The organism is Clostridium sp. CTA-1 (assembly GCF_054768215.1).
This window is the reverse complement of the sequence record NZ_BAAAAP010000007.1, coordinates 48960-73368: the sequence shown is the minus strand read 5'-3', so window position 1 is coordinate 73368 and position 24409 is coordinate 48960. Positions and strand designations below refer to the sequence as shown.

The 24409-nt window shown below is 27.5% G+C and carries 30 protein-coding genes, 1 tRNA gene and 1 pseudogene; 3 read left to right on the top strand and 29 right to left on the bottom strand.

Annotated elements, in window-relative coordinates:
* Window positions 1-4: 4 nt before the first annotated feature.
* From ACYUEW_RS07405 to ACYUEW_RS07365, 9 genes and pseudogenes are all read right to left on the bottom strand, one after another.
* Complete coding sequence (locus tag ACYUEW_RS07405) at window positions 5-352, bottom strand: hypothetical protein (protein ID WP_043032282.1); 348 nt, start codon at window positions 350-352, stop codon at window positions 5-7.
* A 4-nt stretch (window positions 353-356) separates the two neighbouring features.
* Window positions 357-722 (bottom strand): hypothetical protein, encoded by a 366-nt coding sequence (locus ACYUEW_RS07400; RefSeq protein WP_043032283.1) that lies wholly within the window; start codon window positions 720-722, stop codon window positions 357-359.
* Window positions 722-1006, bottom strand: coding sequence for a hypothetical protein (locus ACYUEW_RS07395; RefSeq protein WP_043032284.1), 285 nt, complete (start codon window positions 1004-1006; stop codon window positions 722-724). Before ACYUEW_RS07395 ends, ACYUEW_RS07400 begins: the two co-directional genes overlap by 1 nt.
* 683 nt (window positions 1007-1689) lie before the next feature.
* Complete coding sequence (locus tag ACYUEW_RS07390; protein WP_043032286.1) at window positions 1690-2211, bottom strand: hypothetical protein; 522 nt, start codon at window positions 2209-2211, stop codon at window positions 1690-1692.
* A 93-nt stretch (window positions 2212-2304) separates the two neighbouring features.
* Window positions 2305-2643 carry a hypothetical protein gene (locus ACYUEW_RS07385; protein ID WP_460276522.1) on the bottom strand — a complete coding sequence of 113 codons (339 nt, stop codon included), beginning with the start codon at window positions 2641-2643 and terminating at the stop codon, window positions 2305-2307.
* Window positions 2644-2699: 56 nt separating this feature from the next.
* A pseudogene (locus tag ACYUEW_RS07380) lies at window positions 2700-3499 on the bottom strand (ATP-binding protein).
* Window positions 3489-4394, bottom strand: a complete 906-nt coding sequence (locus ACYUEW_RS07375) for a phage replisome organizer N-terminal domain-containing protein (RefSeq protein ID WP_460276542.1) — start codon at window positions 4392-4394, stop codon at window positions 3489-3491. The pseudogene ACYUEW_RS07380 and the gene ACYUEW_RS07375 overlap by 11 nt, the downstream one beginning before the upstream one ends.
* Window positions 4395-4486: 92 nt before the next feature.
* Window positions 4487-4699, bottom strand: a complete 213-nt coding sequence (locus tag ACYUEW_RS07370; protein WP_265203508.1) for a helix-turn-helix domain-containing protein — start codon at window positions 4697-4699, stop codon at window positions 4487-4489.
* Between the two features lie 118 nt (window positions 4700-4817).
* Window positions 4818-4970, bottom strand: coding sequence for a helix-turn-helix transcriptional regulator (locus tag ACYUEW_RS07365; RefSeq protein ID WP_460276521.1), 153 nt, complete (start codon window positions 4968-4970; stop codon window positions 4818-4820).
* A gap of 192 nt (window positions 4971-5162) precedes the next feature.
* On the opposite strand from ACYUEW_RS07365, the gene ACYUEW_RS07360 reads away from it, so the two are divergent.
* Together ACYUEW_RS07360 and ACYUEW_RS07355 are read left to right on the top strand one after the other, a co-directional pair.
* Entirely contained in the window at window positions 5163-5573 is a 411-nt protein-coding gene (locus tag ACYUEW_RS07360) for a helix-turn-helix domain-containing protein (RefSeq protein ID WP_460276520.1), read from the top strand.
* 301 nt (window positions 5574-5874) lie between these two features.
* Window positions 5875-6024 (top strand): hypothetical protein, encoded by a 150-nt coding sequence (locus tag ACYUEW_RS07355; RefSeq protein ID WP_043032293.1) that lies wholly within the window; start codon window positions 5875-5877, stop codon window positions 6022-6024.
* A gap of 112 nt (window positions 6025-6136) precedes the next feature.
* Here the strand turns inward: ACYUEW_RS07355 and ACYUEW_RS07350 are convergent.
* The 5 genes from ACYUEW_RS07350 to ACYUEW_RS07330 form a co-directional block, all read right to left on the bottom strand.
* A tRNA-Leu gene (locus ACYUEW_RS07350) sits at window positions 6137-6223 on the bottom strand.
* Between the two features lie 231 nt (window positions 6224-6454).
* Entirely contained in the window at window positions 6455-6658 is a 204-nt protein-coding gene (locus tag ACYUEW_RS07345; RefSeq protein ID WP_003483806.1) for an alpha/beta-type small acid-soluble spore protein, read from the bottom strand.
* Window positions 6659-6839: 181 nt separating this feature from the next.
* Window positions 6840-6980 (bottom strand): hypothetical protein, encoded by a 141-nt coding sequence (locus ACYUEW_RS07340; protein ID WP_003483805.1) that lies wholly within the window; start codon window positions 6978-6980, stop codon window positions 6840-6842.
* Between the two features lie 417 nt (window positions 6981-7397).
* A complete protein-coding gene (locus tag ACYUEW_RS07335; RefSeq protein ID WP_003360080.1) occupies window positions 7398-7688 on the bottom strand; it encodes a hypothetical protein in 291 nt (96 codons plus the stop codon).
* Window positions 7689-7828: 140 nt separating this feature from the next.
* Window positions 7829-7957, bottom strand: coding sequence for a CPC_1213 family protein (locus ACYUEW_RS07330; protein WP_003357913.1), 129 nt, complete (start codon window positions 7955-7957; stop codon window positions 7829-7831).
* Window positions 7958-8128: 171 nt separating this feature from the next.
* Between ACYUEW_RS07330 and ACYUEW_RS07325 the strand changes: the two genes are divergently transcribed.
* Entirely contained in the window at window positions 8129-8557 is a 429-nt protein-coding gene (locus ACYUEW_RS07325) for a SoxR reducing system RseC family protein (protein WP_003357856.1), read from the top strand.
* A 34-nt stretch (window positions 8558-8591) separates the two neighbouring features.
* On the opposite strand, the gene aspS is transcribed toward ACYUEW_RS07325, so the two are convergent.
* From aspS to tgt, 15 genes are all read right to left on the bottom strand, one after another.
* Window positions 8592-10373, bottom strand: a complete 1782-nt coding sequence (gene aspS, locus ACYUEW_RS07320) for an aspartate--tRNA ligase (protein WP_460276519.1) — start codon at window positions 10371-10373, stop codon at window positions 8592-8594.
* A 40-nt stretch (window positions 10374-10413) separates the two neighbouring features.
* Complete coding sequence (gene hisS, locus ACYUEW_RS07315; protein WP_460276518.1) at window positions 10414-11661, bottom strand: histidine--tRNA ligase; 1248 nt, start codon at window positions 11659-11661, stop codon at window positions 10414-10416.
* An 18-nt stretch (window positions 11662-11679) separates the two neighbouring features.
* Window positions 11680-13110, bottom strand: a complete 1431-nt coding sequence (locus ACYUEW_RS07310; RefSeq protein WP_003483801.1) for a coproporphyrinogen III oxidase — start codon at window positions 13108-13110, stop codon at window positions 11680-11682.
* Window positions 13111-13149: 39 nt separating this feature from the next.
* Window positions 13150-13749: an MBL fold metallo-hydrolase gene (locus ACYUEW_RS07305; protein ID WP_085333747.1), complete on the bottom strand. Its 600-nt coding sequence runs from the start codon at window positions 13747-13749 to the stop codon at window positions 13150-13152.
* A gap of 53 nt (window positions 13750-13802) precedes the next feature.
* A complete protein-coding gene (gene dtd / locus ACYUEW_RS07300) occupies window positions 13803-14252 on the bottom strand; it encodes a D-aminoacyl-tRNA deacylase (protein ID WP_003483799.1) in 450 nt (149 codons plus the stop codon).
* Between the two features lie 41 nt (window positions 14253-14293).
* Window positions 14294-16465 (bottom strand): RelA/SpoT family protein, encoded by a 2172-nt coding sequence (locus ACYUEW_RS07295; protein WP_459566352.1) that lies wholly within the window; start codon window positions 16463-16465, stop codon window positions 14294-14296.
* Window positions 16466-16589: 124 nt separating this feature from the next.
* A complete protein-coding gene (locus ACYUEW_RS07290; protein WP_003490675.1) occupies window positions 16590-17108 on the bottom strand; it encodes an adenine phosphoribosyltransferase in 519 nt (172 codons plus the stop codon).
* 108 nt (window positions 17109-17216) lie between these two features.
* Window positions 17217-18095 (bottom strand): DHH family phosphoesterase, encoded by an 879-nt coding sequence (locus ACYUEW_RS07285; protein WP_003483796.1) that lies wholly within the window; start codon window positions 18093-18095, stop codon window positions 17217-17219.
* Window positions 18096-18324: 229 nt separating this feature from the next.
* Window positions 18325-19188: a protein translocase subunit SecF gene (secF, locus tag ACYUEW_RS07280; RefSeq protein WP_003483795.1), complete on the bottom strand. Its 864-nt coding sequence runs from the start codon at window positions 19186-19188 to the stop codon at window positions 18325-18327.
* A 1-nt stretch (window position 19189) separates the two neighbouring features.
* Window positions 19190-20458 carry a protein translocase subunit SecD gene (secD, locus tag ACYUEW_RS07275; protein WP_003483794.1) on the bottom strand — a complete coding sequence of 423 codons (1269 nt, stop codon included), beginning with the start codon at window positions 20456-20458 and terminating at the stop codon, window positions 19190-19192.
* 93 nt (window positions 20459-20551) lie between these two features.
* Window positions 20552-21919, bottom strand: a complete 1368-nt coding sequence (gene scfB / locus ACYUEW_RS07270) for a thioether cross-link-forming SCIFF peptide maturase (protein ID WP_459566351.1) — start codon at window positions 21917-21919, stop codon at window positions 20552-20554.
* Window positions 21920-22075: 156 nt separating this feature from the next.
* Window positions 22076-22213 carry a six-cysteine ranthipeptide SCIFF gene (scfA, locus tag ACYUEW_RS07265; RefSeq protein ID WP_003357718.1) on the bottom strand — a complete coding sequence of 46 codons (138 nt, stop codon included), beginning with the start codon at window positions 22211-22213 and terminating at the stop codon, window positions 22076-22078.
* A gap of 90 nt (window positions 22214-22303) precedes the next feature.
* Complete coding sequence (locus tag ACYUEW_RS07260) at window positions 22304-22672, bottom strand: TIGR04086 family membrane protein (protein WP_003483792.1); 369 nt, start codon at window positions 22670-22672, stop codon at window positions 22304-22306.
* Window positions 22673-22726: 54 nt separating this feature from the next.
* Entirely contained in the window at window positions 22727-23062 is a 336-nt protein-coding gene (gene yajC, locus ACYUEW_RS07255; RefSeq protein ID WP_003483791.1) for a preprotein translocase subunit YajC, read from the bottom strand.
* Window positions 23063-23241: 179 nt separating this feature from the next.
* Entirely contained in the window at window positions 23242-24372 is a 1131-nt protein-coding gene (gene tgt, locus ACYUEW_RS07250) for a tRNA guanosine(34) transglycosylase Tgt (RefSeq protein ID WP_043032297.1), read from the bottom strand.
* Window positions 24373-24409: the final 37 nt, after the last annotated feature.

Here is a 24409-nt window from a genome sequence, read left to right as displayed (position 1 = left end):
TACATCACTTCCCAAATAAATTACTCATTCCCTTAAGTATTTGTGGGCTTAACTTATCTATAGTTGGTTTTAATATTGCATATTTTTTATCATTACATAATTCTAATGACTGATAGTAATCCTTGTTTCCAGCAATATAAATATTACATTTATCACATTTCCACTCTTTTCCACCTTTAATTGTTTCAATATCCTTACCTGATTCATCCTTCCAAGGTGCATTTTTTTTAGCATCTTCTTCTAGTTTTTTTGCAGCAATATCTGCATACCTACTTATAGCAGTCTTAGATTGAATTTCAAATTCAGATAATCCATCAATAATGCTATCTATATTTACTTCAAATTCTCTCATATAATCACACCCTGTTTAGTATCATATCAAATACTAGGTTTTGAATATTTCCTGTGTCAACTATTTCATACTTAGTTCCATCTAATATGAAATAATCATCTTTTTGTACTTTAGAGCTTATATCATTATAGATAATTAATAATTTGTCATTATACAAATTATTAACTTCTAATCCCTCTATAGAAGTTGTAATTATATTACTATTATTTTTATAATAATATCCTTTTATAGTGCATACATATACTTCATCTAGTTTTTCTTCAAAAGCATTTTTACCTATTCTTAATATTTTTATTTCTTTTAATAAATCTCTTTTTTCTAGCTGTTCATATATATTTTTGCTTATTTTTGCCCTATTTATATTATTCATTAATGTTCATCAACTCTTTCCATAGGGGTCTGATTCTTTAGAATCTTTTGCTCTTCTTTAAAATGTTCTGCTAAGGTTAACCAATAAACCCTATTGCTTTGTAATTTTATACCTGCAACTTCTATGCCATCATCTGCAATTGCCTTAAGAATACACCCTTTATAGCTTGCTTTTTCTACATCATTATTATTGATTTCTAATAGCAATTCTAGCTCCTTATCCTCAAAATAAGGATACTGTTTTTCTTGTAAATTAAATTTCAAAATCTCTAAAGGTGTTCTCACTTTTTCTCACCTTCCTCAATTAAATTTTATTTGTTTAAGGTTACTAATTCTTCTGCAAATATTTTTAACAATAGTTTAATCATTTATTTAGTCAGCCTATTACATAACCTTAAATCATCCTCATTATGATAAATTATTGAATATAGCTCACCTCCTATGCTTACTGTACAACCTTTAAGTTTTCTTCAAATAAATAAGCATTAGATTTTATAAAAGTCTTAATTTATAACTTTACTTATAAGAAGTTATAAGCATTAAAACTTATTTTGCGAATCTAATGCACTATTTAAGGATGATAAAATTTTCAATCCAAATTATTTAGTTTTTTAACTTATTCTTAAAGGCTGTAAATTTTAATTTGCTTTCATACTATTCACTTATTTTTTAAATGAATACTTTGCAGTTGTCTTATACAATAAAACCTCTGCTATTTTTATAATACTATTATATTTCATTTCAATACTTTATTTATCCCAACTTTGTCCCATTTTTGTCCCAAAATATTTTTATCCGATGATTACCCGCTCTAATACTCCCATCTTCTTCAAAGTGGAAGTAAAGAGCGGTTACGTCCCTGGATAACGATTTCCCCTAAAGGATAACGACTTCTAAGGAGTAAAACTCCTAAGAAGTCGTTATCCTTTAGGGAGAGTAAAAACTCCCTCTGAAGCCAAGAACTCTGTTTATACTATAAGGTTATTCAATTGTGCTACACGTTCTACTAATTCATTCTTTTTTCTATAAGCTGTGCTCCTTGCTCTTCCAAACATTTCTATAGCTATCCAATCTACACTTTTATTTTCTCCATACTTAAACTCTATAAATTTTTTATTTTCTTCATTTAGTGATGAAAGGTTATCCTCCATTACGGATATTTCTTCTTCTATTTCTCTTATTTTATATTCTACTTTTCCTTTCTTCTTAATTTTTTCTCCTAATTCTATTTCTAATCTCTCTATTTGCCTTACTAACTCCCTCTCCGCATAGCTTGTTCCATTACTAGAGGTTTGTACTATTTCATCATATGTTCTACTTCTAGACTCTTCTTCTAATGTTACATTATTATTTTTAATTTTATCCATTATAATTTCTATTCTATTAGAAAGATGATTTACCCTATTTTTTAATTTACTCAATTCTTTTTTACTTCTAAAATACCTATATAATCTTTCTTCTGTTCTTGTATATAATTTTTTATCCAACATATCTAGCCTCCTATAATAATTCTTTATTATATTTTCCATAATTATAATGCTACTTTTTGATATCTTTAAAGATCTTTAGAATTGCCTTTTAGTTTAAACTTTATATATTTTCTTACATTTCTTATTATTTTTATTTAACTCATATATCATTATTTCTTTTCCTATACTATCTAGAGATTTTTGCAAGTCTTTTATTCTAAAGTAATGCTTGACCACTTCATCCGTCCATCTATTTTTTTCAACTCTTAAAATTTCTAATTCCTCTTGATATTTGTCTAATAAATTCATACTTTCCTTTAATAATTTCTCATAATCTATGCTTTTCTTTACATACTCTTTTAATAAAATTTTCAGTACTTTATTTTCTTCTCTAAATGACTCTATCTCCTCAAAAACTTTATTTTCTACTTCCTTAACTAATACAGTTGACATCTTATCCCTCCACCATACTTAATTTTCTATTATATTATTCAAGACAATCAATATTCTTAATTTAACAATTCTTTTAATATTTCTGTTTTCTCTTTAGCCTTTTCTTCTCTTATATTTTTACCATCATTTAAAATAGGAGTGCACATTTCTAAAATTCTATAGTATGTCCTTTTTTCATATCTATTTTTAAGCTCCATAAGAGATAAATTTGTTGTAATTATAAGTGGTAATCCATTTCTATATCTACTATCTAAAATATTATAGATTTTAGTTCTAGTCCATTCTGTATCCTGCTCTGTCCCTAAATCATCTATTATCAATAAATCTGCATTATCTAATCCTCTTAATACATCTTCTTCTACTTCTTTGCCCCATTTTTTATATGTGTCTTTAATTCTATTCAATAAGCTATCTGCATTTACACATATAACTGGTAACATTTTTTCTATAAGACAATTTGCTATACATGCAACAGTATAGGTTTTACCATTTCCTGGGGAACCATATAATAACAGTCCTACAGATTCTTTTTTCATGTTTTCAAATTTTTTAGTATATTTATTAGCTATTTTATACATTTTGTCATTACCTTTAGTAAAATCCCAATTTTCAAATTTACTATTTCTAAATTTTTCATCTATTAAACTATTTTTAATAATCCTTTTTAATCTTAATTGCTTTTCTTTATTTATTTCTTCTTTTTCTTTTGCTATTAGAGCCTCCCTTTTACATTTGCACATTACAGGACCTTTTATACCCTATTTAACCCTGGAATATAAGTAATCTTTTCAATAGCTTCTCCACATACAGAACATATTTCAACTTTTTCATTTTGACCAGCAATATTATAATCCAATTCCCTGCTTTTTAAGGTCTTCTCCAAAGCTTCTCCTACTTGTTTCATATACCTCGCCTTCCCTCCATTTCTTACTTATCTCGTTTTTCTTTACATCTTGTGGTAATTTATATCCTTTATTTATCCAGCTTTCCAAAATTGACATTGTATATTTAAAGCCTTTTATTTTGCCCTGTTCCTGTTCTCTTTTTTTTGTAATATTTAATGCATATATTAATAGATCAGTATAATCTTCTTTAGCCATAATTTTTAATACTTGATTTAAATAAGTAGCACTTATTTGCCTATAAAAAGTATTAAAATATACTTCATTGATTTTATCTAAATTTTTTCTTATATCACTCTTTCTATCTTCTTTTATTTCTATATCTATATCTTCTATATCTATATCTCTACCGTTACTTAACGTTTCATGTAACATTACACTTTTTTTATTTTTATTACTTATGAGACTTTCCCCTTTAGCTTCTTCCAATGATTCTTTTTTCTTAGCTCTATGTTTAGCTACCCTTTGCCTTGTTTGTTGTCTAACTTTCTCCATACCTTCTATATTTTGATGTTTGGACCAGTTAGTTATTTTTATTAATTTATCTTCTCGTATCTGTATCATGCCAAAATCTCTAAGTACTTTTAACGCAAGCCTTAAACTATTTAATGGCCTATTAAAAATTGTACTTAGCATTTCTTCTGTATATGGAACATTATCATTTAGAAAAATATATCCATTTGCATTTGTTTTACCTGCTTGAACTAAAAGCCTTATCCAAATATAATGAACAGTATCTCTTTCTGGCATAGCATCTATTAATTTTATTTTTTCATCATCAAACATATTAGTTGTTATCTTTATCCATTTAACTTCTGCCAACATATCACCACTTTCTTTTTTATCCATAGTATACAAAATAAAATATTTCTATAATTAAATTAATCCATAATTTATATATAGTTTTTTATACTTATCCAATAATTATTGGTTTACTATGTCTACCACCACTTCCATAGTTCTTCATCAATTAATTCATTTGGTGTAATTTTTAATGTTTTGCATAGATTACAAATAACCTTTAACCCTGGATTTTCATATTTACCTTCTTCTAATTCTGTAATATAACTTCTAGCTATTTTACTTTTGCAACTCAATTTTGAAATAGATAAGTTTCTTATTGTTCTATATTCTTTTGTTTTTATTACTGCCACTTGAGGACTCCTCCTTAGGATTTATTCCTCTCAATGTTAAACTATGGATTTTCAAGTATTCTTAAAGTTTACTATTTCTTTTGAAAAAAAGTTCGTCTATGGTAGTATCAAAAAAATCTCATATAATTTTGGCCTCATTTAAGGTAAAAGGTTTTTTGCCATTCTCCTTAAAATTATAAGTATTTAGAGCTACTCCTATTAGTCTTGCTATATCCTCTTGTTTTGCACCTTTTAAGCATCTATAAGCTTTTAGTTTTTTTGCTGTTGCCATAAAACTCACCTCCTTAATAGCTGTTTTTAAGTAAACTATAAGAATACTATTTATATTTTTATTATAGTCAACTTTAAGAATACTTTCAACTGTATTTTATCATTTTTCTTAAAAAATATTCTTATAGTTTACATTAGTTTTAAAAAGTCAACATATGGTTTATAATATAGTATAAATAAAGGGGTGAAAAAGTTGGCAGAAATAAAAGATAGGTTGAAATGTGAAAGATTAAGAAAAGATTTAAATCAAACTGAATTGGCAAAATTTCTAAATGTATCAAAACAAACAGTTTCTAATTGGGAAAATGGTAACAGAATTCCTGATACTCTTACCTTATCTAAGTTAGCTGACTTCTTTAATTGCTCCGTAGATTATATTTTAGGAAGATCTGAAAATAGAAATAGTATAATTTCTAAAGCTAATATAAATGGGAATAATTATGAATTTGAATTAGATAAGAACATATTTCCAAATGGAATAACCAGAGAACAAATGATAAATTATATTAAAGAGCTAGAGGAAAGAAATAAAGAGTTAGAAAAAGAAGCTGATTTATCTAGAAAATTAAAAGAAGCTGGCTTTGATTTCAATCCAAATAAATAAAATACACTAAAAATTAATTATCTGAGATTAAAATGCAGATATGTAAAGCTAACAAATATATAGAGATTTCATGATGTTATGTTTATAACTACATGTAACTCGTATATGTTTGTTAGCTTTTTATTTTGTCTAAAAAAGTAAATACTTGTCCTTAAATTCTGTATGCAGACAATTACATTTTCAGAATAAATATGTAATAATTTTCACATAAAGTAATTTAATTAAAAAACTTGCAAATTTTATTAAAACATATTAAAATATACTTGAACACACGTTCGATTTGGGAAAGGGGTCTTAATTTATGTTTAATTTTAGTGGGGTATTAAGTATAAAAAAAGATGGGGAAATAATATATGAGAAAAAAGATACCTTTACACTGAATAAAGAAAAAACTTCTTCTGAAAAATTCGCCGAAGATAAAATAAAATTAATTCAGGAAGTTGATGTATAATGTAAAAAATATAATGTATTATTAAATAAATGCTATTTTGTTTTAATAATTATACTAACATAAAACAAAAGACCTTGGAAATCTAATCCAAAGTCTTTAAGCATATTTATATTGGTGCCGAAGGCGGGAGTCGAACCCGCACGAAGTTACCCTCGACGGATTTTGAATCCGTTGCGTCTGCCAATTCCACCACTCCGGCAAGAATGATTTAACGTTATAATAATAACATATTATTACCTTTTAGTCAACAAATCAATTAATTTTTAATAATTAATTGGTATTACTATATAACTGTTTAATTATAACTACTCTATAAATGCATAATATATTATCCATAAATTCAAAAGAGATTAGATACATATAAATATATCTAATCTCTTAAGCTGTTTTAATTAACAAGCTTTATATTTTAATTTAATTAACTCAATTACTATTTTAAGCTATTTTCGTATGCTTCTACCATTTTCTTTGTCATTCCGCCACCAACATAGCCGTTTTGTCTTGCTGTTAAGTTTCCTTTATCAACAGTATCGTAGTTTGATAAACCTACTTCGTTAGCAACTTCCATTTTTAAATTTTTTAATCCTTGTTTAGCTTCTGGTACTACTAATTGATTTGAACTTCTGTTTGCCATTTTAATCGTCCTCCTTTTATCTTTAAAAATATTACAAACTTAATTAAGTTTGTAATATAAGTTTGTGTTATTTTTTTGATATTACTCTAGTGAATTAAATGAATTTTTTGTATTATTTTCTTCTAAATCATATATTTTCAAAATATCCTTTAATTTTATAGTTTAAAAAATTTATTTATATTTATTCTATAGGTTCTCCTTTAAAATTCTCATATTTAGAAGGCGCCTTTTTTTCTCTATTATCTGCATCATATTGTGGCCTATGCCCATCTAATTCTTTTGATTTTTTATGTTTTTCTCCTTTATAACTATTAGAATACATTTTAATCCTCTCCTTTCTCTTATAGTTTTTTATTTTAAATTCTTTTTATTCATATTTTCAATCTAAGAGAAAAATACATATCGTTTTAAATCGATTCTTTTATATTTATTTAAATAATTACAAATTTATTTATAATTTAATTCTTTATAAATAAGCTATAAACATAAAATATGAGTGTACTATAAATAGTGCACCCATAATAAACTATATATTTACTTTAATAAAACATATCTTTATTATTTTATTCAGTTAATTTTATGGCACCTTTAGATGAATGTTTTTTCATTTCATCTACCTGTATTTTTTCTGGCTTTTCACTTTTTTTCATTCTCTTTGCTTCTTTTTTATCTTCTCTATGCATAATTTAATACACCCCTTTCTAATTATAGAGTGTACAAATTAAATTTTTATATGCTTTTACTTTTTTATATTTTCTTTCATTATAGTTGTGCTAGAAATTAAATCATGCATAAAATTTGATCCTCTAGAAATTAAAAATCCTGTGAAAATTATTCCTAAATAAGGAACATTAACATTTATATCTAATTCCTTTAAAAAATCCATACCTGTACTTAAGCATAATATTTCACTAAAAATGAGAGCTCCTACTCTATCAATACTTAACTTACCATCCTGCCAAAACATTTTTGTTCCTTCCCAAAGAGCTTCAGATATAATGGACAGGACTAAAAATTTCATTATTTCCATGTTCATCCCCCCATAAAATTTTATGAGGGGATATTTATAACTATTACTTTTATATTATTAGTATATAATTTATTTATAATTTTAATGTAATACATTACGAAAATCATAATTTTTTAAAATTTTATTCAGATATAGTTAAATTATTTATTCTCTTTCAATCCAAATACTGCCCTTGCACTTTCTGCCTGAGGATCATGTTTTATATTTTTCTTTTTAAAATTTCCGTCTTCCTTTTTATCATGTTGTGTTCTATTATATTTATTAGACATAAAAACACTCCTTTCTAATTATAATATTTCACTTATAATATTTTTTATTTATGTAAATTTAAATTCTTTTAAAATATCTAACCTTATTTTACATATATATCATTTTACTTATTATTTAAATCTATGATATAATTAATAAACAACAAATGCCATTAATATAGGGGTGATTTTATGAAAGAAATAGGTTATATTAAATCAGTAAAAGATGGCTATGCTTCTGTTATATTTAAAAGAAAATCTGGTTGTGGAGATAACTGTGCTGGTTGCAAATCTAACTGTGGATCTAAATCTATAACTACAGATGTTAAAGATACGCTAGGAGTGTCTATAGGAGATATGGTAGAAATAGATATGGCTACCAAATCATTTTTTGCTATGACATTTTGGACATATACTTTTCCATTAATAATGCTAGTAATTGGTTTAGTTAGTTCTCTTTTAATTTTTAAAAACTTAGGCATAAAACAGTATGAATTACTTGCAACAGCAGTTGGTCTAGTATTTTTAAGTATTTCTTATTCTGTTTTAAGTCATATGGATAAAAAATTAGGTAAAAACCAAAGTTACACTCTTAAAATGACACGAATACTTAATAGATAAAATAAGGAAAGCGCCTCGCACTTTCCTTATTTTATTAATCTTCTTTTTCTATTTTTTTTATTCCTAATTCTTCTAATTGATTTTCATCAACTACATTTGGTGCTTCTGTTAATGGGCAGAATGCATTTTGATTCTTAGGGAATGTTATTACGTCTTTAATATTTTCTGTTCCTGCTAAAAACATTATCATTCTATCAAGACCATAAGCTAATCCACCATGTGGTGGTGGTCCAAATTTAAATGCTTCAAGTAAGAACCCAAATCTTTCCCAAGCCTTTTCTTTAGTGAAGCCTAATACATTAAACATTTTTTCTTGAAGTTTACTATCATGTATTCTTATACTTCCTCCACCTAATTCTTCTCCGTTTAATACTATGTCGTAAGCCTTTGCTCTTACCTTTCCTGGGTCTGTATCTAATAGTTCTATATCCTCATCCATTAATGCCGTAAATGGATGATGTTCTGCTTGATATCTGCCCTCTTCTTCATTGTAAGATAATAATGGGAATTCAGTTATCCATACAAATCTAAATTCATCTTTATTTATAATATCTAATTCTTTTGCTAGGTGTAATCTTAATGCACCTAAGCTTTCAAATACTACATTATTTTTATCTGCTACTATTAATATTAAATCGCCTACTTTAGCATCCATTTTTTCTAATATAGCTTTCATTTCTTCTTCTGTTAAGAATTTAGCTATTGGAGATTTTATTTCATCTTCTTTGTAAGCTATCCAAGCTAATCCTTTTGCTTTATAAGTTTTAACAAAGTCTTGTAGCTTATCTATTTGTTTTCTTCCCATATTAGCACAGTTACCTGCTTTGATTGCTCTTACAGAACCACCGTTTTCTATAGCTCCTTTGAATACTTTAAATTCTGAATTTTTAACAACTTCTGTTAAATCATTTATTTCCATTCCAAATCTTAAATCTGGTTTATCTGAACCGTATCTTTCCATAGCTATTTTGTATGGCATTCTTTCTATTGGAAGTTTCACATCTATTCCTGCAACTTCTTTAAATACTTTAGCTAATAATCTTTCGTTTAATTCTATTACATCATCTTCTTCTACAAATGATAATTCCATATCTATTTGTGTAAATTCTGGTTGTCTATTAGCTCTTAAATCTTCATCCCTAAAACATTTTGTTATTTGGAAATATTTATCATAGCCTGAAACCATTAAAAGCTGTTTAAATATTTGTGGTGATTGTGGTAATGCATAAAACATTCCTTTATAATTTCTACTTGGAACTAAATAGTCACGGGCTCCTTCTGGAGTACTTTTTGTAAGTATTGGAGTTTCCATTTCTAAAAAGCCATTTTCATCTAAGAAATTTCTAACAACTTTACATGTCTTATGTCTTACCATAAATATTTTTTGCATATCTGGTCTTCTTAAATCAAGATATCTATATTTTAATCTTATATTTTCAGACGCATCCAAACCTTCCTTTATGTATATAGGAGGTGTTTCTGATTCAGATAATATTTTTATATCTTCTCCTTTTAATTCCACAGCTCCAGTTTCCATATCATTGTTTGGTGATTGTCTTTTAACTATTTCACCTGTTACAGCTATGCAATATTCTGATTTTACGTTATCTGATTTTTCGAAGGCTTCTTTCTTTATTTCTTCGCCAAAAACTATCTGCATAATTCCTGTTCTATCTCTTAAATCTACAAATATTAAACCTCCTAAATTTCTCTTTCTTTGAACCCATCCCATAACTGTAACTTTTTGTCCTATATTATTTTCTCTAGGCTCACCACACATTATTGTTCTCTTAAGTCCTCTTAACGCTTCTCCCATTTTTATTCCTCCAAATATAGATTTGTTATTTTATTTTTGTCTATTTAAATACTTTAATTAATGTATCTATATCTTTTATATTAACTTCTATTTGCTCTCCATCTTCCATTCTTTTAACTGTTGCTTTACCAGTATTTAATTCTTCTTCACCTAATACCATAGAATATTTTGCACCTATCCTATTGGCATACTTCATTTGGGCTTTAACGCTTTTACCCATATGATCTATTTCACATTTTATGTGTCTGTCTCTTAATTCCTTAGCTAATTTTAAAACTTCTAATTTAGCCTTATCTCCCATATTTCCTAAATATAAATCTACATATGCTTCTTCCGGAATTTCTATTGCTTTTTCTTGCAATGTTAAAAGTAATCTTTCCATTCCCATTCCAAATCCTACTGCTGGCATAGAAGGCCCACCTATTTCTTCTATAAGATAGTCATATCTTCCTCCTGCACATATAGTTATATCATCTGTTATAAATTCAAATACAGTTTTACTATAATAATCTAATCCTCTAACTATAAATGGATCTACTTTATAATTTATATTTAACACATCTAAATAACTTTTTAGTGATTCAAAATGTTCCTTACATTCATCACATATATAATCTAATATAATTGGTGCATCCTTTACTATTTCTTTACAAGTATCAACTTTGCAATCTAATATTCTAAGTGGATTTTTATCAAATCTAATCTTGCAAGTTGAACATAGTTTATCATAGTTTTTAGATAAATATTTTTTTAGTGCTTCATTATAAGTTTTTCTACATTTAGGGCAACCTATGCTATTTATATTTAATTCTACACCATTTACACCTAATTCTTTATATATTCTAACAGGTATACTTATAACTTCTGCATCCACAGATGCATCTTTTGCTCCGAAAATTTCTATTCCAAATTGGTGATGTTGTCTAAGTCTCCCCTTTTGAACATTTTCATATCTCATAACAGGTGTAAAATAATACATCTTAGTAGGTTGAGTTTCATTGAATAATCTTCCTTCAACAAAAGCTCTTACTGCTGGTGATGTTCCTTCTGGTTTTAAAGTTATACTTCTACCAGCTTTATCTTCAAAAGTATACATTTCCTTTTGAACTACATCTGTAGTTTCCCCTACTCCCCTTTGAAATAACTCTGTATATTCAAAAACTGGAGTTCTTATTTCTCTACATCCAAAATCTGCTGCTATATTTCTAAATTTATTCTCTAAATATTGCCACTTATATGATTCTGTAGGCAATAAATCTTTTGTACCCTTTGGCGCTTGCAATGACATTTATATTCCTCCTAAACATTATAAATATAAAGTATCTAATATTTTTTTCTTTCTCTGTACCATTTCTTCTACTCTTTTTGTATATTCTATTACATCTTTAACATTAGGTGATCTTTCAATCCTATTTTCATCCATAAATATTATTTTAGATACAGCATCTGCTCCTAACGCTATTATGGTTTGTCTTTCTTCTATCATTTGTATATTATATATACCTATTTTATTTTCTTTTGAATACCCTACGTTTTCCATATTTCCTAACATATTTTTTTGTCTATACATGTAATAAGGCTTCATGCCTAAATCTTTAGCTAAAACTTCCGTTTCTTCATACATTCTATTTAATTCTTCCTGTTTAGGAATATTAAATTCCATTTTGTTAACTAACTTTTCGTGAAGTATAGAACCTCTTTTTATTGACATACCATGAACTGTTATATTATCAGGATTTAACTTTTTAATCCTCCTGCAAGTGTTTTTTATTTCCTCTATTCCTTCACCTGGAAGACCTACTATTAAATCCATGTTTATGTTCTTAAATCCTATGCTCTTAGCTAAGTGATAAATTCTTTCTATATCTTCTACCGAATGGGTTCTTCCTATATTTTTTAAAGTGCTATTGTTCATAGTTTGGGGATTTATGCTTATTCTATGTACATTATATTTTTTCATGGATAGTAATTTTTCTTCTGTGATACTATCTGGTCTTCCACATTCCACTGTAAATTCTTCTACTTCTTTATTATGTACAAAATTATAATATATTTTGTTTAATGTTTTTTCAAACTGAGCATTATTAACAGAAGTTGGAGTTCCCCCCCCAAAATAAACGCATTGTATTTTTAGCCCCTTATGCTGTATATATTTTGAAAGCATATCCATTTCATAATAAAGAGCCTTTAAATAAGGCTCTACTAAGTTCTTACACTTGCCTATTGGATTTGATGTAAAGGAACAGTATAAACATCTAGTTGGACAAAAAGGCATACCTACATATACGCTTATAGTGTTTTTATCCTTGTTTACAATAGATTTTTCCATATTAGCAATATCTATACATAATTTAGTTTTATCCTCTCTAGTATTGCGATGCTTACTAAACCAATCTATTATTTCTTTTTCTTCCATTCCTTTATTCATTAAATCTAAAGCTATCTTACTTGGTCTTATTCCTACTAAAGTTCCCCAGGGCAAATTTTTATTAGTAATTGATTTTAAATATAAAAAAAGAAATTTTTTTACCCATTCTTTCTTAACTAAACTAGTATCTTTTTCATATTTTATTTCATCTTCTTCTTTTTTTATATACATTCCTTCATCAGTTATTTCTATTTTCATATCATAATCTTCATTATCAAAAATAATATCATAAAAATTATAATATATATTTAATATTTGATATACATCGTATCTGTACTGCATATCGTTTAAATTTACTTTCAGCTTCATATTATGCACTCCAATGCTTTTAAAGGGATATATGCTATTTTAAAAAAATGGATTGTTATCTTTTTCATAACCTACTGTAGATTCTGGTCCATGACCTGGTAACACATATATATCCGGTTCTAACACAATTATCTTGCTTTGAATACTATTTATTAATGTATTATGATTTCCTCCAATAAAATCACTTCTTCCAATAGACTCTCTAAACAATGTATCTCCTGTAAATATAACATTATTCACTAAAAAACTCATACCACCTGGACTATGTCCTGGAGTTTCTATAGCCTTTATTTTTAAATTCCCTAATTGAAACACCTTTCCTTCTACCAAATACTCATCTGCATTTTTGTATTTACCAAAGTTCCCAAATATATATCCTGCCTCTTTAATTAGATCCTCATCTTTTTTGTTTATATAAAAAGGTATATTATATTTATCTTTTATTGCCTCTACCCCGCCTACATGATCTATATGTCCATGGGTTAGCAAAATAAATTGTGGCATTAAATTATTGTCTTCTATAGTCTTTATTATATCCTCTGAGTCTCCACCTGGATCTATAATTGCACATTTATCTTGGTCTATTAACAAATAACAATTCGCATTATATATACCAACAGGTATTGTCTTTATATCCATTAAATACACCTCTTTTTAATTTTTTCTACTCTTTCTAGTATATAACTAAATTTTTAAAATGTCTTTTTACTATCCAAAAGTATTGTAACTGGCCCATCATTTTCTATATAAACCTTCATATCCGCTCCAAATTCTCCAGTTGCTACATTGTTTACTTCTCTTTTTATTGATTCTACAAACTTATTATATAATATATAAGCTTCTTCTCCTCCTAAAGCTTCTACAAAACTCGGTCTTCTTCCTTTTCTACAATCTCCATATAAAGTAAATTGAGAAACGATTATTATATCTCCACCTATATCTAATAAGGATTTGTTTAATTTTTCATTTTCATCTTCAAATATTCTTAAATTTATTATTTTTTCTTTTAAATATTTTATATCCTCTTCTGTATCTTCTCTTGATATTCCTAAAAGAACATTTAATCCTTTGCCTATACTTCCTATAACTTTTCCATCTACTTCTACTTTAGAAGATATAACTCTTTGAACTACCGCTCTCAAACATATCCCACCTTTATTTTAATCTTATATAGTTATAGTATTTACTTTTTAGTCCTATATACTTCTAAGACACCCTTTAGTTTTCTTATGTCTTTCATTACTGATTTTAAATCTTCTATATTACTTATTTTTAATTTTATATTTACAACCACTGAGTCATTTTTAATTGGTTTTGCATTCACAGCATAAAGATTTGTCTTACTTCCATTTATGGTTAGCATAATATCTGCTAATAAACCATCTGTATTTTCAGCTCTAACTTCTAGTTCTGAAATATACTCTCCACCCTTTGGCTTTCCCCAACTAACTTCTACTATCTTTGTTGGATCCTCTTCTACTAACTGTTCCATATTTTTGCAATCAGTTCTATGTATGGATATTCCTCTACCCTTTGTTATGTATCCTATTATTTTGTCTCCTGGTACAGGGTTACAGCATTTAGCAAATCTAACTAATAAATTGTCCTCACCTTTTACTATTATTCCTGGAGAACTGCTCTTTTTCTTTTTTTGTTTATTTGACTTGCTTATTTGATCCCTAACTTCATTCCAATTAAGCTCTGGTTTATTCTTCTTTAGATACTGCTCTCTAAATCTTAATACCACTGCTGAAGCAGCTAGAGCCCCTATACCAACAGCAGCAAACATATCTTCTATACTGCTCATATTGTATCTTTTTAATACAGTTTCTAAAACTTCGCCCTTTGCAAGTTCCCCAAAGTTGTAACCTTGTTTTTTAGTTTCTTTTTCTAATATATCCTTACCTTTATTTATATTTTCTTCTTTATCTTCTTTCTTAAACCAAGCTCTTATTTTACTTTTAGCTTGATTGCTCTTTACCATACTAAGCCAATCTAAATTTGGGCCTTTAGGCGTAGTAGAGGTTAGAACTTCTATTATCTCTCCCGTTTTAAGTTCATAATCTAAAGGTACCATTTTACCATTTACCTTAGCGCCTATGCATCTGTGACCTATATCTGTATGTATTTTATATGCAAAATCTACTGGTGTCGCTCTGTTAGGTAAGCTTATAACCTTGCCCTTTGGAGTAAATACAAAAACCTCATCAGAAAATAAATCTATTTTAAAGCCTTGCATAAATTCTTCTGGGTCTGTGGTCTCCTTTTGCCAATCTAACATTTCTCTAAGCCATGTTAATTTCAAATCTATATTATTAGAACTCTCTACAGCTTCTTTATATTTCCAGTGAGCTGCTATACCATATTCTGCAGTTTTATGCATTTCATAAGTTCTTATTTGAATTTCAAAGGGTCTACCACCTACTCCCATTACTGTGGAATGTAATGATTGATACATATTAGGTTTAGGCATTGCTATATAATCTTTAAATCTTCCTGGTATAGGTTTATATACAGTATGTGCTATACCTAAAGCTGCATAACAATCCTTAACTGTATCTACTAATATTCTAACTGCTGTCAAATCAAATATTTGATCTAAATTTTTATTTTTGTTATGCATTTTTTTATATATACTATAAAAATGCTTTGGCCTTCCATCTATTTCTGATTCAATACCTGCTTTTTTTAAGTTTTGTTGTAAATTTGAAACTATTTCTTTTATATGTTCTTCTCTCTCTGCTCTTTTTTCTGCGATTTTACGTACCAAAAAATAATATTCATTTGGATTTATATATCTAAAAGATAAGTCTTCTAGCTCCCATTTTATTTTAGATATTCCTAACCTATGAGCTAAAGGAGCATATATGTCTAAAGTTTCCTGCGCTTTCTCTTTTTGCTTTTCCACAGGCATAAATCTTAATGTCCTCATATTATGTAATCTATCCGCTAATTTTATAAGTATAACTCTTATATCCTTTGTCATTGCTAATAACATTTTTCTTACATTATCAGCCTGTTGTTCCTCTTTTGTTTTGTACTCAATTTTACCTAATTTAGTAACTCCATTTACTAAATCTGCTACTTCATTTCCAAATTCTTTAGCCACATCCTCATATGTATATTGAGTATCTTCAACAACATCATGCATAAGTCCTGCTATCATGGTGTTAACATCCATACCCATTTCAAATAATATTATAGCCACCTCTTCTGGATGAGTTATATAAGGTTCACCAGATATTCTCTTTTGTTCCTTGTGGGCATTGCAAGCAAAATTATATGCTTTTTTAATAAACTCTATTTCTTTTTCACTGAAACTATCTTTTATTTTTATCATTAAATCCTCTAGCATACCCTAATTACTCCTCAAAATCAAAGGCTGGTTTATAAAACCAGCCAATATTTTTTATTTCTATTATATTATATTTTTTTTAAAGTTTCAAACTTTTAAGTAGGAATATCTTATATATGTTATATTATATATCATATTGTACTAAAGAGTTAATATCATAACCTTCTAATTTATCTTTTCCTTTTAAATCTGTAAGTTCTATTACAAAACTTACATTAACAACTTCTCCACCTAATTCCTCTACTAATTTTACTACTGAAGCAATAGTTCCACCTGTAGCAAGAAGATCGTCTACTATAGCTACCTTGTCACCTTTTTTTATAGAATCTTTATGTATCTGAAGCTCGTCTTGACCATATTCTAAATCATATTTACAACTAATAGTCTCATATGGTAATTTGCCTTTTTTTCTTACTGGTACAAAACCAACACCTAATTTATAGGCTAAAGGGGTTCCAAATAAAAATCCTCTGGCTTCTGGTCCTACTATTTTATCTATTTTTTTATCCTTTAAGTTTTCTGCTAACTTATCAATAGTGTAATTCAATACTTTTCCATCTTGAAGTATTGTAGTTACATCCTTAAAGCTTATACCTTCTTTTGGGAAATTTTCAATTACCCTTATATGTTCTTTTAAATTCACTTCTCTTCCCCCTAAATTCATACGAACAATTTATTTTTATCTTTTAATTTTGTACACAGATTATTATATATTAAACAACCTATCTTATTCAAGTAATTATATGAAATTTCATTCTTTATTATGTATATTAAAGTCTATTTCATTTTTTAAATACTTAGCTATTTGATTAGCTCTATCCTCATTAGTTGTAGTGAATAACTCTACCAATATTCTTGCATTATTAATTTTATTAGTAGGTTCTGTAACTTTAGATAATTTTTGTGTTAATTTTTTAAGATCATATAAATTAATTTCATCATTTTGGATTTTTTCAATATGTAGAAGAGCTTTCAACCCATGGTTATTGGTATTCTGCAGAGATTCTAACCCTTCTTTAACTATATACAAGTTTTCTTCTTTTATAGAATTGGTATTTGATATGGTTCCCAACATAACTAAATCTAAATACTTATATGTAAATTTCATCTTATAATACATAGAAAGTGCTTCCACCAACTTATAAGCTATACCTGAAGCTGACAAATGTTTAAATGGATATGAACATGAATTTTCATTTGGACATATAACTGTTGATTTAGGTTTTTCTTTTAAACATTTATGCCAATCTGTAATTATTATATCCATTCCAAGTCTTTTACATAATTCTACTTCTGAACTAGAGTTTATACCACATCCTACTGTTATAATCAAATCTGCGCCCAAAAATTTTATATGATTTTCTATATATGTAGAATTTATATTATGTTTTTCATCTAAACAATCTGGTATAAAATATTCCACATCTGCATTTAAAAATTTTAAAACTAATAACAATAATGATATAGCCGCTATACCATCAAAATCATAATATCCATACAGAACTATTTTCTCTCTATGATTAACAGCCTTAACTATTCTTTTTAAAGCTCTATCCATTCCATTTAGCAAAAAAGGATTATTAACTTTTGGATTTTTATACCATTGCAAATTATCAACCAATTTCTCCATTTATATATCCTCCAATTTTATAGAAAACATATATATTATAATTTATATTATGATTTTTGACAAATATTTTAGAAGTTTATTCAATATTATTATATAAAGATGAGTATATATTAATATAGTAACATTCATTTTACTCTCATTTGCAATATATTTTAACTTTATACATTGACAGGTTTTAAAAGTTAGAAAATCCAAGCTTAAAGCTTGGATTTTTATATAAATATACTTATTATGCTGACTTATTCGCTAATTTTGACTTCTTAAATAAAATCCAAAGAGGACTAGATATAAATATAGAAGAATAGCATCCTGTTATTATACCAACTATTAAAGGGAAAGCAAAATCTCTAATGGAAGGCACAAATACATAAACTGCAACTATTGTAAATAAAGTAGTTAATACTGTATTTATAGACCTTGACATAGTTTGAGTTATGGATATATTAGCTATTTCTGATACATCTTTTCTTCTCATTTTCTTTTGATTTTCTCTAATTCTATCAAATATTACAATTGTATCATTTATGGAATAACCTACTATAGTAAGTATTGCTGCTATAAAGCTTGAACTTACAGGTAGTTTAAATATAGCATATACTGAGATAGTTATTAATATATCATGAACTAATCCAAGTATAGCTGCAAGACCAAATTTAAATTCAAATCTTATTCCTACGTATATAAGCATTGCTATATTAGCTATTATGAGTGCTAATAAAGCCTTTCTTTTTAATTCTTTTCCAACTGATGGTCCTATTCTCTGTTGAGAAACTAAATCTTTATCTTTTAAATTGTATTTAGATTTTACATCACTAAATAGCTTATTAATTTCCTCATCTGTTAAGGAATTACTTCTTATCTCTATTTGAGTGTTGTTTACTTTATTGGTTACAGAATCTGAAGTATGCTTTTTTACTATTTGATCTACTTCTTCTTTTTTGAAATCTTTTCCTATATTTATTTGTACAACAGTACCACCTTTAAAATCTATTCCATAATTTAATCCATCCTTCATAAGAAAAAACATTCCTGTAAGTATAATTATTAAGGAAATAGAAAACCAAATTTTTGTTTTTTCTATTATCTTTAGCATACTATTCCTCCCCCCTTTTAACTCTAAAGCAAGCTAACTTATTAAGAATGCCTATATCATAACCTAACTTTAGTAATAATCTAGTAACAACTATAGCTGTAAACATACTTAGAATTATACCTATCATAAGAGTTAAAGCAAATCCTTTAACTGCTCCAGATCCTAAATTATATAAAACTATACCTGCTATTATTGTAGTTATATTAGAGTCTAAAATAGAAGAAAGTGCTCTATGATATCCTGATTCTAAAGCAGATTTTATTGATTTTCCTGTTTTAAGTTCCTCCCGAATTCTTTCAAATATAAGCACATTAGCATCCACTGCCATACCTATTGTTAATAAGAAACCCGCTATACCTGATAATGTTAATGTAGCTTTTATAGTTGAGAATGTAGCTAAAACTAGTACTATGTATAAAACTAAAGCTATATCAGCCAACAATCCTGGTACTCTATAGTATATAATCATAAATAAAAATACAAGTCCTACACCTACAACTCCTGCCTTTACACTTAAATCTAATGCATTAGCCCCTAGTGTAGCTCCTACTGTTCTAACCTCTACAGGCTTAACAGCTACAGGTAAAGCTCCTGATTTTATTATATTAGCTTGTCTTTTAGCTTCTTCTATGCTTTTACTTCCTGTTATTACAGCCTTTCCATTAGTTATATGTGCTTGAACTACTGGTTTTGTTAATTCTTCTTCATCCATATATATAGCTATAGGTTGACCTATAAATTTTTTAGTAGCATCTGCAAATTTTTTAGCTCCTGCTTCGTTTAAATCTAATCCAACAGTAGGTGAATTATCTTCTTGATTTATATATGCTGTTGCATCTTTTACATCTTTTCCTGTAAGTATAATGCTTTTATCTGGTCCTACAAATTTTAATTCTCCTGTTTTACCTACACTATCAATAACTTCTTTTGCATTATATTTACCTGGTATTTCTATTCTTATTCTTTTTTTCCCTTCTCTTGTTACTGTAGTTTCACTAACACCCATTTTATTAACTCTCATAGATATAAGTTCTATAGTTCTATCTACAGTTTTTTCATCTACTTTATCTGCTTGAATTTCTTCTAGCATTGATACTCCACCTTGAAGATCCAAGCCTTTATTGATGGTCTCTCCAAATGATTTGAATCTGTAATTTCCTACTTTCAAACCATAAGATCCTGCATAAGCAAATATAGCTATTACTACAATTAATAATGTAAATATTATTACGCTTTTTCCCTTGTTACTTTTATGCCTATTGTAACTCATACTTATCCCCCTCTTATATATACTTTATTATAAGAATAAGAACATAATTTATTATGTTTGCTTTATAATAAATTATGTACTAAATTTCTTTTATTAATCATTCATTGTATTAGATTTCAAAGTTATTGCACACTCTATTCTCTTTTTTTGCATAGTACATCCTAAACTATAAGGTATATTCATATCTTTATTAAAGTTATAATTGTTCGCTTGACATCCTCCACTACAGTAAAATCTTGCCCAGCATTCTTTACATTCTGGTTTATTGTATATATGAGCTTTTTTAAATTCCTTTGCTATATCTTCTTTTACTTTAAAGTCCTTCATTATATTTCCCATTTTAAAGTCTTCATTCCCTACAAATTGATGACATGGGTAAACATCTCCTGATGGAGCTATAGCAACATATTCATGACCTGCTCCACAACCAGATATTCTTTTATAAACACAAGGTCCTCCTTGAAGATCTATGTTAAAGTGATAAAACTTAAATTCTTTACCTTCTTTGTGTCTTTTTATCATTTCTTCTACTAATTTATCATATTGTTCAAATATTTTTGGTAAATCTTTTTCTCTTAAGGATAAAGGATGATCTTCTGGAAGAACTACTGGTTCTATAGATATTTCATCAAAGTCATTATTAGCCATATGCATTACGTCTTCAAAAAAATCTAAATTTTCTCTTGTAAATGTGCCCCTAGCATAATATTGTTTTGTTTTATCTCTCATCTCTACCATTTCTTTAATCTTAGGTAATATAGAGTCATAAGAACCACTGCCATCTACTCTAACTCTAACATTATCATTTATTTCTTTTCTTCCATCTATGCTTAATACTATATTCCCCATATTTTTATCCAAGTATTCCATTATTTCCTTATTTAATAGAGTACCATTGGTAGTCATAGTAAATCTTATGGTTTTATTATGTTTTTTTTCTTGTTCTTTAGCATATTCTACTATTTCCTTTATAGTAGAAAAAGCCATTAAGGGTTCTCCTCCAAATAAATCTACCTCTATATTTTTTCTTGGTCCGGATTTCTCTATAACAAAATCTATAGCTTTTTTCCCAATCTGTGGAGACATTAATTCTCTCTTTCCTTTATATTCTCCTTCATCTGCAAAACAATATTTACATCTTAAATTACAATCATGGGCTATATTTAAGCATAACGCCTTTATAAAATTCTCACTTTTTTCATGGGTATAAGCTATATTTTCATACTTATCTTTAGAATATAGCATGTCCTCTTTTATAAGACTTTCTATTTCTTCATAAACCTCTTCTATTTCCTCTTTGCTATATTTCTCTTTATATCCATGCATAAGGTCTTCTTTAGCTTTTAAACCTTCATCATCTAATAAATCATATACTATATCATCTACTATATGTACTGCTCCTGAATTTACGTCTATAACATATTTTTGTCCCATTTGGGTGAACTTATGAATATCAGCCAATTAAATTTCCTCCTTATTAACCTATATACTTTGCTTTTATAATTCTACAAATATTTTCAAAATATAGGACTTATTATTTATTAAAACATTTATATTATACATTTATTTTCAGTAAATATAAAGCAGTAACTTTAAAGTTACTGCTTTTAGCTTATATTAGTTTTCACAAGCTAAGTTCGCTACTGTGCAAGAAGTTTTACATGCTGATTGGCAAGAATTTGCACATTCTTTGCAGCCTGGTTTTTGTAAGCTGTTTTTTATGTTTGCTTTGTTTATAGTTTTTATATGTTTCATTAAGTATTCCTCCAATCTACCTACTTACTTTCCGTTTGATTATATCATAATTTATGGATAAAATAAAGTTTCCATTGACCTCAAATCATTCTAAATGTTAATACCTAACATGCCTGAAAGAATTCCTAGTATTAATGCCAAAAATATTCTTATAAATCTATCAGTCCCAAAAGTTAATGTATTACCAGAAACTATAGATATGATGTATATAATAGCCATGTATATAATAGATATTACTAGTCCTATTAGCCATCCTTTTTTATTTATTTTTCTAACAGCATATATAGTTCCATACATTATACTTAAAATTGTAATTAAAAGATATATAATTGAAGATATCTTTTCACCTATATCTTTAAAAGTTAATATTACTGCAAATATTAATAGCATGATTACAGTAATTATAATAGCCCTTAATAATCCTTGTACAATAAATTCAGTATTTTTCTTATTCAACATAAAACACCCCCTCATATTTAGTATTTATGTATTAAGGGAGTGTTTTATGATAATTTATTTATCCTCTTTTGCTGGTTTTTCCTCTTTCTTATCAATATCTTCTTTTTTATCTGTATCTTCTCTTTTTTTAGTTATGTCTAATATTCCACTTTTACTAACTTGTATCTTAACTCTATCTGGTCCTGTTTGTATAATTGCATAATCTTCCTTTATGCTAACTATTTTGCCTATTATTCCACCTCTTGTTATTATTTCATCATTTACAGAGATGGAATTTAACATTTCATTATATTTTTTCTTTCTTTTCTTCTCTGGCATAAATACCATTACATAGAATAATCCAAGCATTACCACTAAGAATATACTATTTAATCCTAGACCTTGTTGCATATATATCCCTCCTAATTTTTTATGAACTATAATTTATTTTACTACTTTTCAGTTTAAATTTGAAAAGTTTTTTTATTATTAATTGATAATTTACAATTAATAGATATATTTATATTATTTTATATTTAAAACACAAAATTTATTATAGCTATTAATAAACAAAAACTATTTTTAATTCTTTATGCTCTTCCACACCACTGTTGAAGTTTTCTTTCTTTGTATTCTTTAAAATAATCTCCGTCAATGGCATCTCTTATTTCCTGCATTAAATTATTATAAAAATATAAGTTATGTAAAACACATAATCTCATAGCTAGCATTTCCTTTGCCTTAAATAAATGTCTTATGTAAGATCTTGTATAATGCTTACAAGCTGGACACTGACAACCTTCATCAATAGGTCTATCATCTAATTCAAATTTTGCATTCAATAAATTTATTTTACCCTCTTTTGTGAAAACATGTGCATGTCTTCCATTTCTTGCAGGAAGAACACAATCAAAAAAATCCACCCCTCTATCTACAGCTTCCAATATATTACTTGGTGTTCCCACTCCCATAAGATATATAGGTTTATCCTCTGGAAGATGAGGAACTACTGCATCTATTATTCTATACATGTCTTCATGACTTTCCCCAACAGCTAATCCTCCTATAGCATATCCATCTAAATCCATTTTAGCTATAGTTTTAGCATGTTCTATTCTTATATCTTCATAAATTCCACCTTGATTTATACCAAATAACATTTGCTTATTATTTATAGTATCTGACAAAGAATTTAATCTATCCATCTCATCTTTACATCTATGTAACCATCTTGTTGTTCTTTCTACGGACTTTTCTACATACTCTCTTGGTGCTGGGTTCTCCACACATTCATCAAAAGCCATAGCTATAGTTGAAGCTAGATTACTTTGTATTCTCATACTTTCTTCCGGTCCCATAAATATCTTTCTACCATCTATATGTGAATTAAAATAAACTCCTTCTTCCTGTATCTTTCTTATTTTTGATAATGAAAATACTTGAAATCCACCTGAATCTGTAAGTATTGGTCTATCCCAATTCATAAATTTATGTAATCCGCCCATTTTTTTAACAATCTCATCTCCTGGTCTTAAATGAAGATGATATGTATTAGATAATTCAACTTGACATCCTATTTCCTTTAAATCCATAGATGATACTGCTCCTTTTATGGCCGCAAGAGTTCCAACATTCATAAATACAGGAGTCTGTATCATACCATGAGGAGTTGTAAATTCTCCTCGTCTTGCATTTCCTGATTTTTTTAACAATTTATACATACTTCCACCTCTTTTTCCTTAGGGATTAAGCTTCTAT

Excerpts from the sequence above, each read along its gene's own strand:
- secF (WP_003483795.1), bottom strand. The coding sequence starts at position 19,188 with ATGCTAAAGATAATAGAAAAAACAAAAATTTGGTTTTCTATTTCCTTA.
- ACYUEW_RS07345 (WP_003483806.1), bottom strand. The coding sequence starts at position 6,658 with ATGGCAAACAGAAGTTCAAATCAATTAGTAGTACCAGAAGCTAAACAA.
- hisS (WP_460276518.1), bottom strand. The coding sequence starts at position 11,661 with ATGTCATTGCAAGCGCCAAAGGGTACAAAAGATTTATTGCCTACAGAA.
- ACYUEW_RS07295 (WP_459566352.1), bottom strand. The coding sequence starts at position 16,465 with ATGCTAGAGGATTTAATGATAAAAATAAAAGATAGTTTCAGTGAAAAA.
- ACYUEW_RS07260 (WP_003483792.1), bottom strand. The coding sequence starts at position 22,672 with ATGTTGAATAAGAAAAATACTGAATTTATTGTACAAGGATTATTAAGG.
- ACYUEW_RS07335 (WP_003360080.1), bottom strand. The coding sequence starts at position 7,688 with ATGGAAATAATGAAATTTTTAGTCCTGTCCATTATATCTGAAGCTCTT.
- ACYUEW_RS07385 (WP_460276522.1), bottom strand. The coding sequence starts at position 2,643 with ATGTCAACTGTATTAGTTAAGGAAGTAGAAAATAAAGTTTTTGAGGAG.
- ACYUEW_RS07365 (WP_460276521.1), bottom strand. The coding sequence starts at position 4,970 with ATGGCAACAGCAAAAAAACTAAAAGCTTATAGATGCTTAAAAGGTGCA.
- ACYUEW_RS07310 (WP_003483801.1), bottom strand. The coding sequence starts at position 13,110 with ATGAAGCTGAAAGTAAATTTAAACGATATGCAGTACAGATACGATGTA.
- ACYUEW_RS07355 (WP_043032293.1), top strand. The coding sequence starts at position 5,875 with ATGTTTAATTTTAGTGGGGTATTAAGTATAAAAAAAGATGGGGAAATA.
- ACYUEW_RS07340 (WP_003483805.1), bottom strand. The coding sequence starts at position 6,980 with ATGTATTCTAATAGTTATAAAGGAGAAAAACATAAAAAATCAAAAGAA.
- aspS (WP_460276519.1), bottom strand. The coding sequence starts at position 10,373 with ATGGGAGAAGCGTTAAGAGGACTTAAGAGAACAATAATGTGTGGTGAG.
- ACYUEW_RS07400 (WP_043032283.1), bottom strand. The coding sequence starts at position 722 with ATGAATAATATAAATAGGGCAAAAATAAGCAAAAATATATATGAACAG.
- tgt (WP_043032297.1), bottom strand. The coding sequence starts at position 24,372 with ATGTATAAATTGTTAAAAAAATCAGGAAATGCAAGACGAGGAGAATTT.
- scfA (WP_003357718.1), bottom strand. The coding sequence starts at position 22,213 with ATGAAACATATAAAAACTATAAACAAAGCAAACATAAAAAACAGCTTA.
- ACYUEW_RS07325 (WP_003357856.1), top strand. The coding sequence starts at position 8,129 with ATGAAAGAAATAGGTTATATTAAATCAGTAAAAGATGGCTATGCTTCT.
- ACYUEW_RS07305 (WP_085333747.1), bottom strand. The coding sequence starts at position 13,749 with ATGGATATAAAGACAATACCTGTTGGTATATATAATGCGAATTGTTAT.
- secD (WP_003483794.1), bottom strand. The coding sequence starts at position 20,458 with ATGAGTTACAATAGGCATAAAAGTAACAAGGGAAAAAGCGTAATAATA.
- ACYUEW_RS07390 (WP_043032286.1), bottom strand. The coding sequence starts at position 2,211 with ATGTTGGATAAAAAATTATATACAAGAACAGAAGAAAGATTATATAGG.
- ACYUEW_RS07405 (WP_043032282.1), bottom strand. The coding sequence starts at position 352 with ATGAGAGAATTTGAAGTAAATATAGATAGCATTATTGATGGATTATCT.
- yajC (WP_003483791.1), bottom strand. The coding sequence starts at position 23,062 with ATGCAACAAGGTCTAGGATTAAATAGTATATTCTTAGTGGTAATGCTT.
- ACYUEW_RS07375 (WP_460276542.1), bottom strand. The coding sequence starts at position 4,394 with ATGGATAAAAAAGAAAGTGGTGATATGTTGGCAGAAGTTAAATGGATA.
- ACYUEW_RS07330 (WP_003357913.1), bottom strand. The coding sequence starts at position 7,957 with ATGTCTAATAAATATAATAGAACACAACATGATAAAAAGGAAGACGGA.
- ACYUEW_RS07285 (WP_003483796.1), bottom strand. The coding sequence starts at position 18,095 with ATGGAGAAATTGGTTGATAATTTGCAATGGTATAAAAATCCAAAAGTT.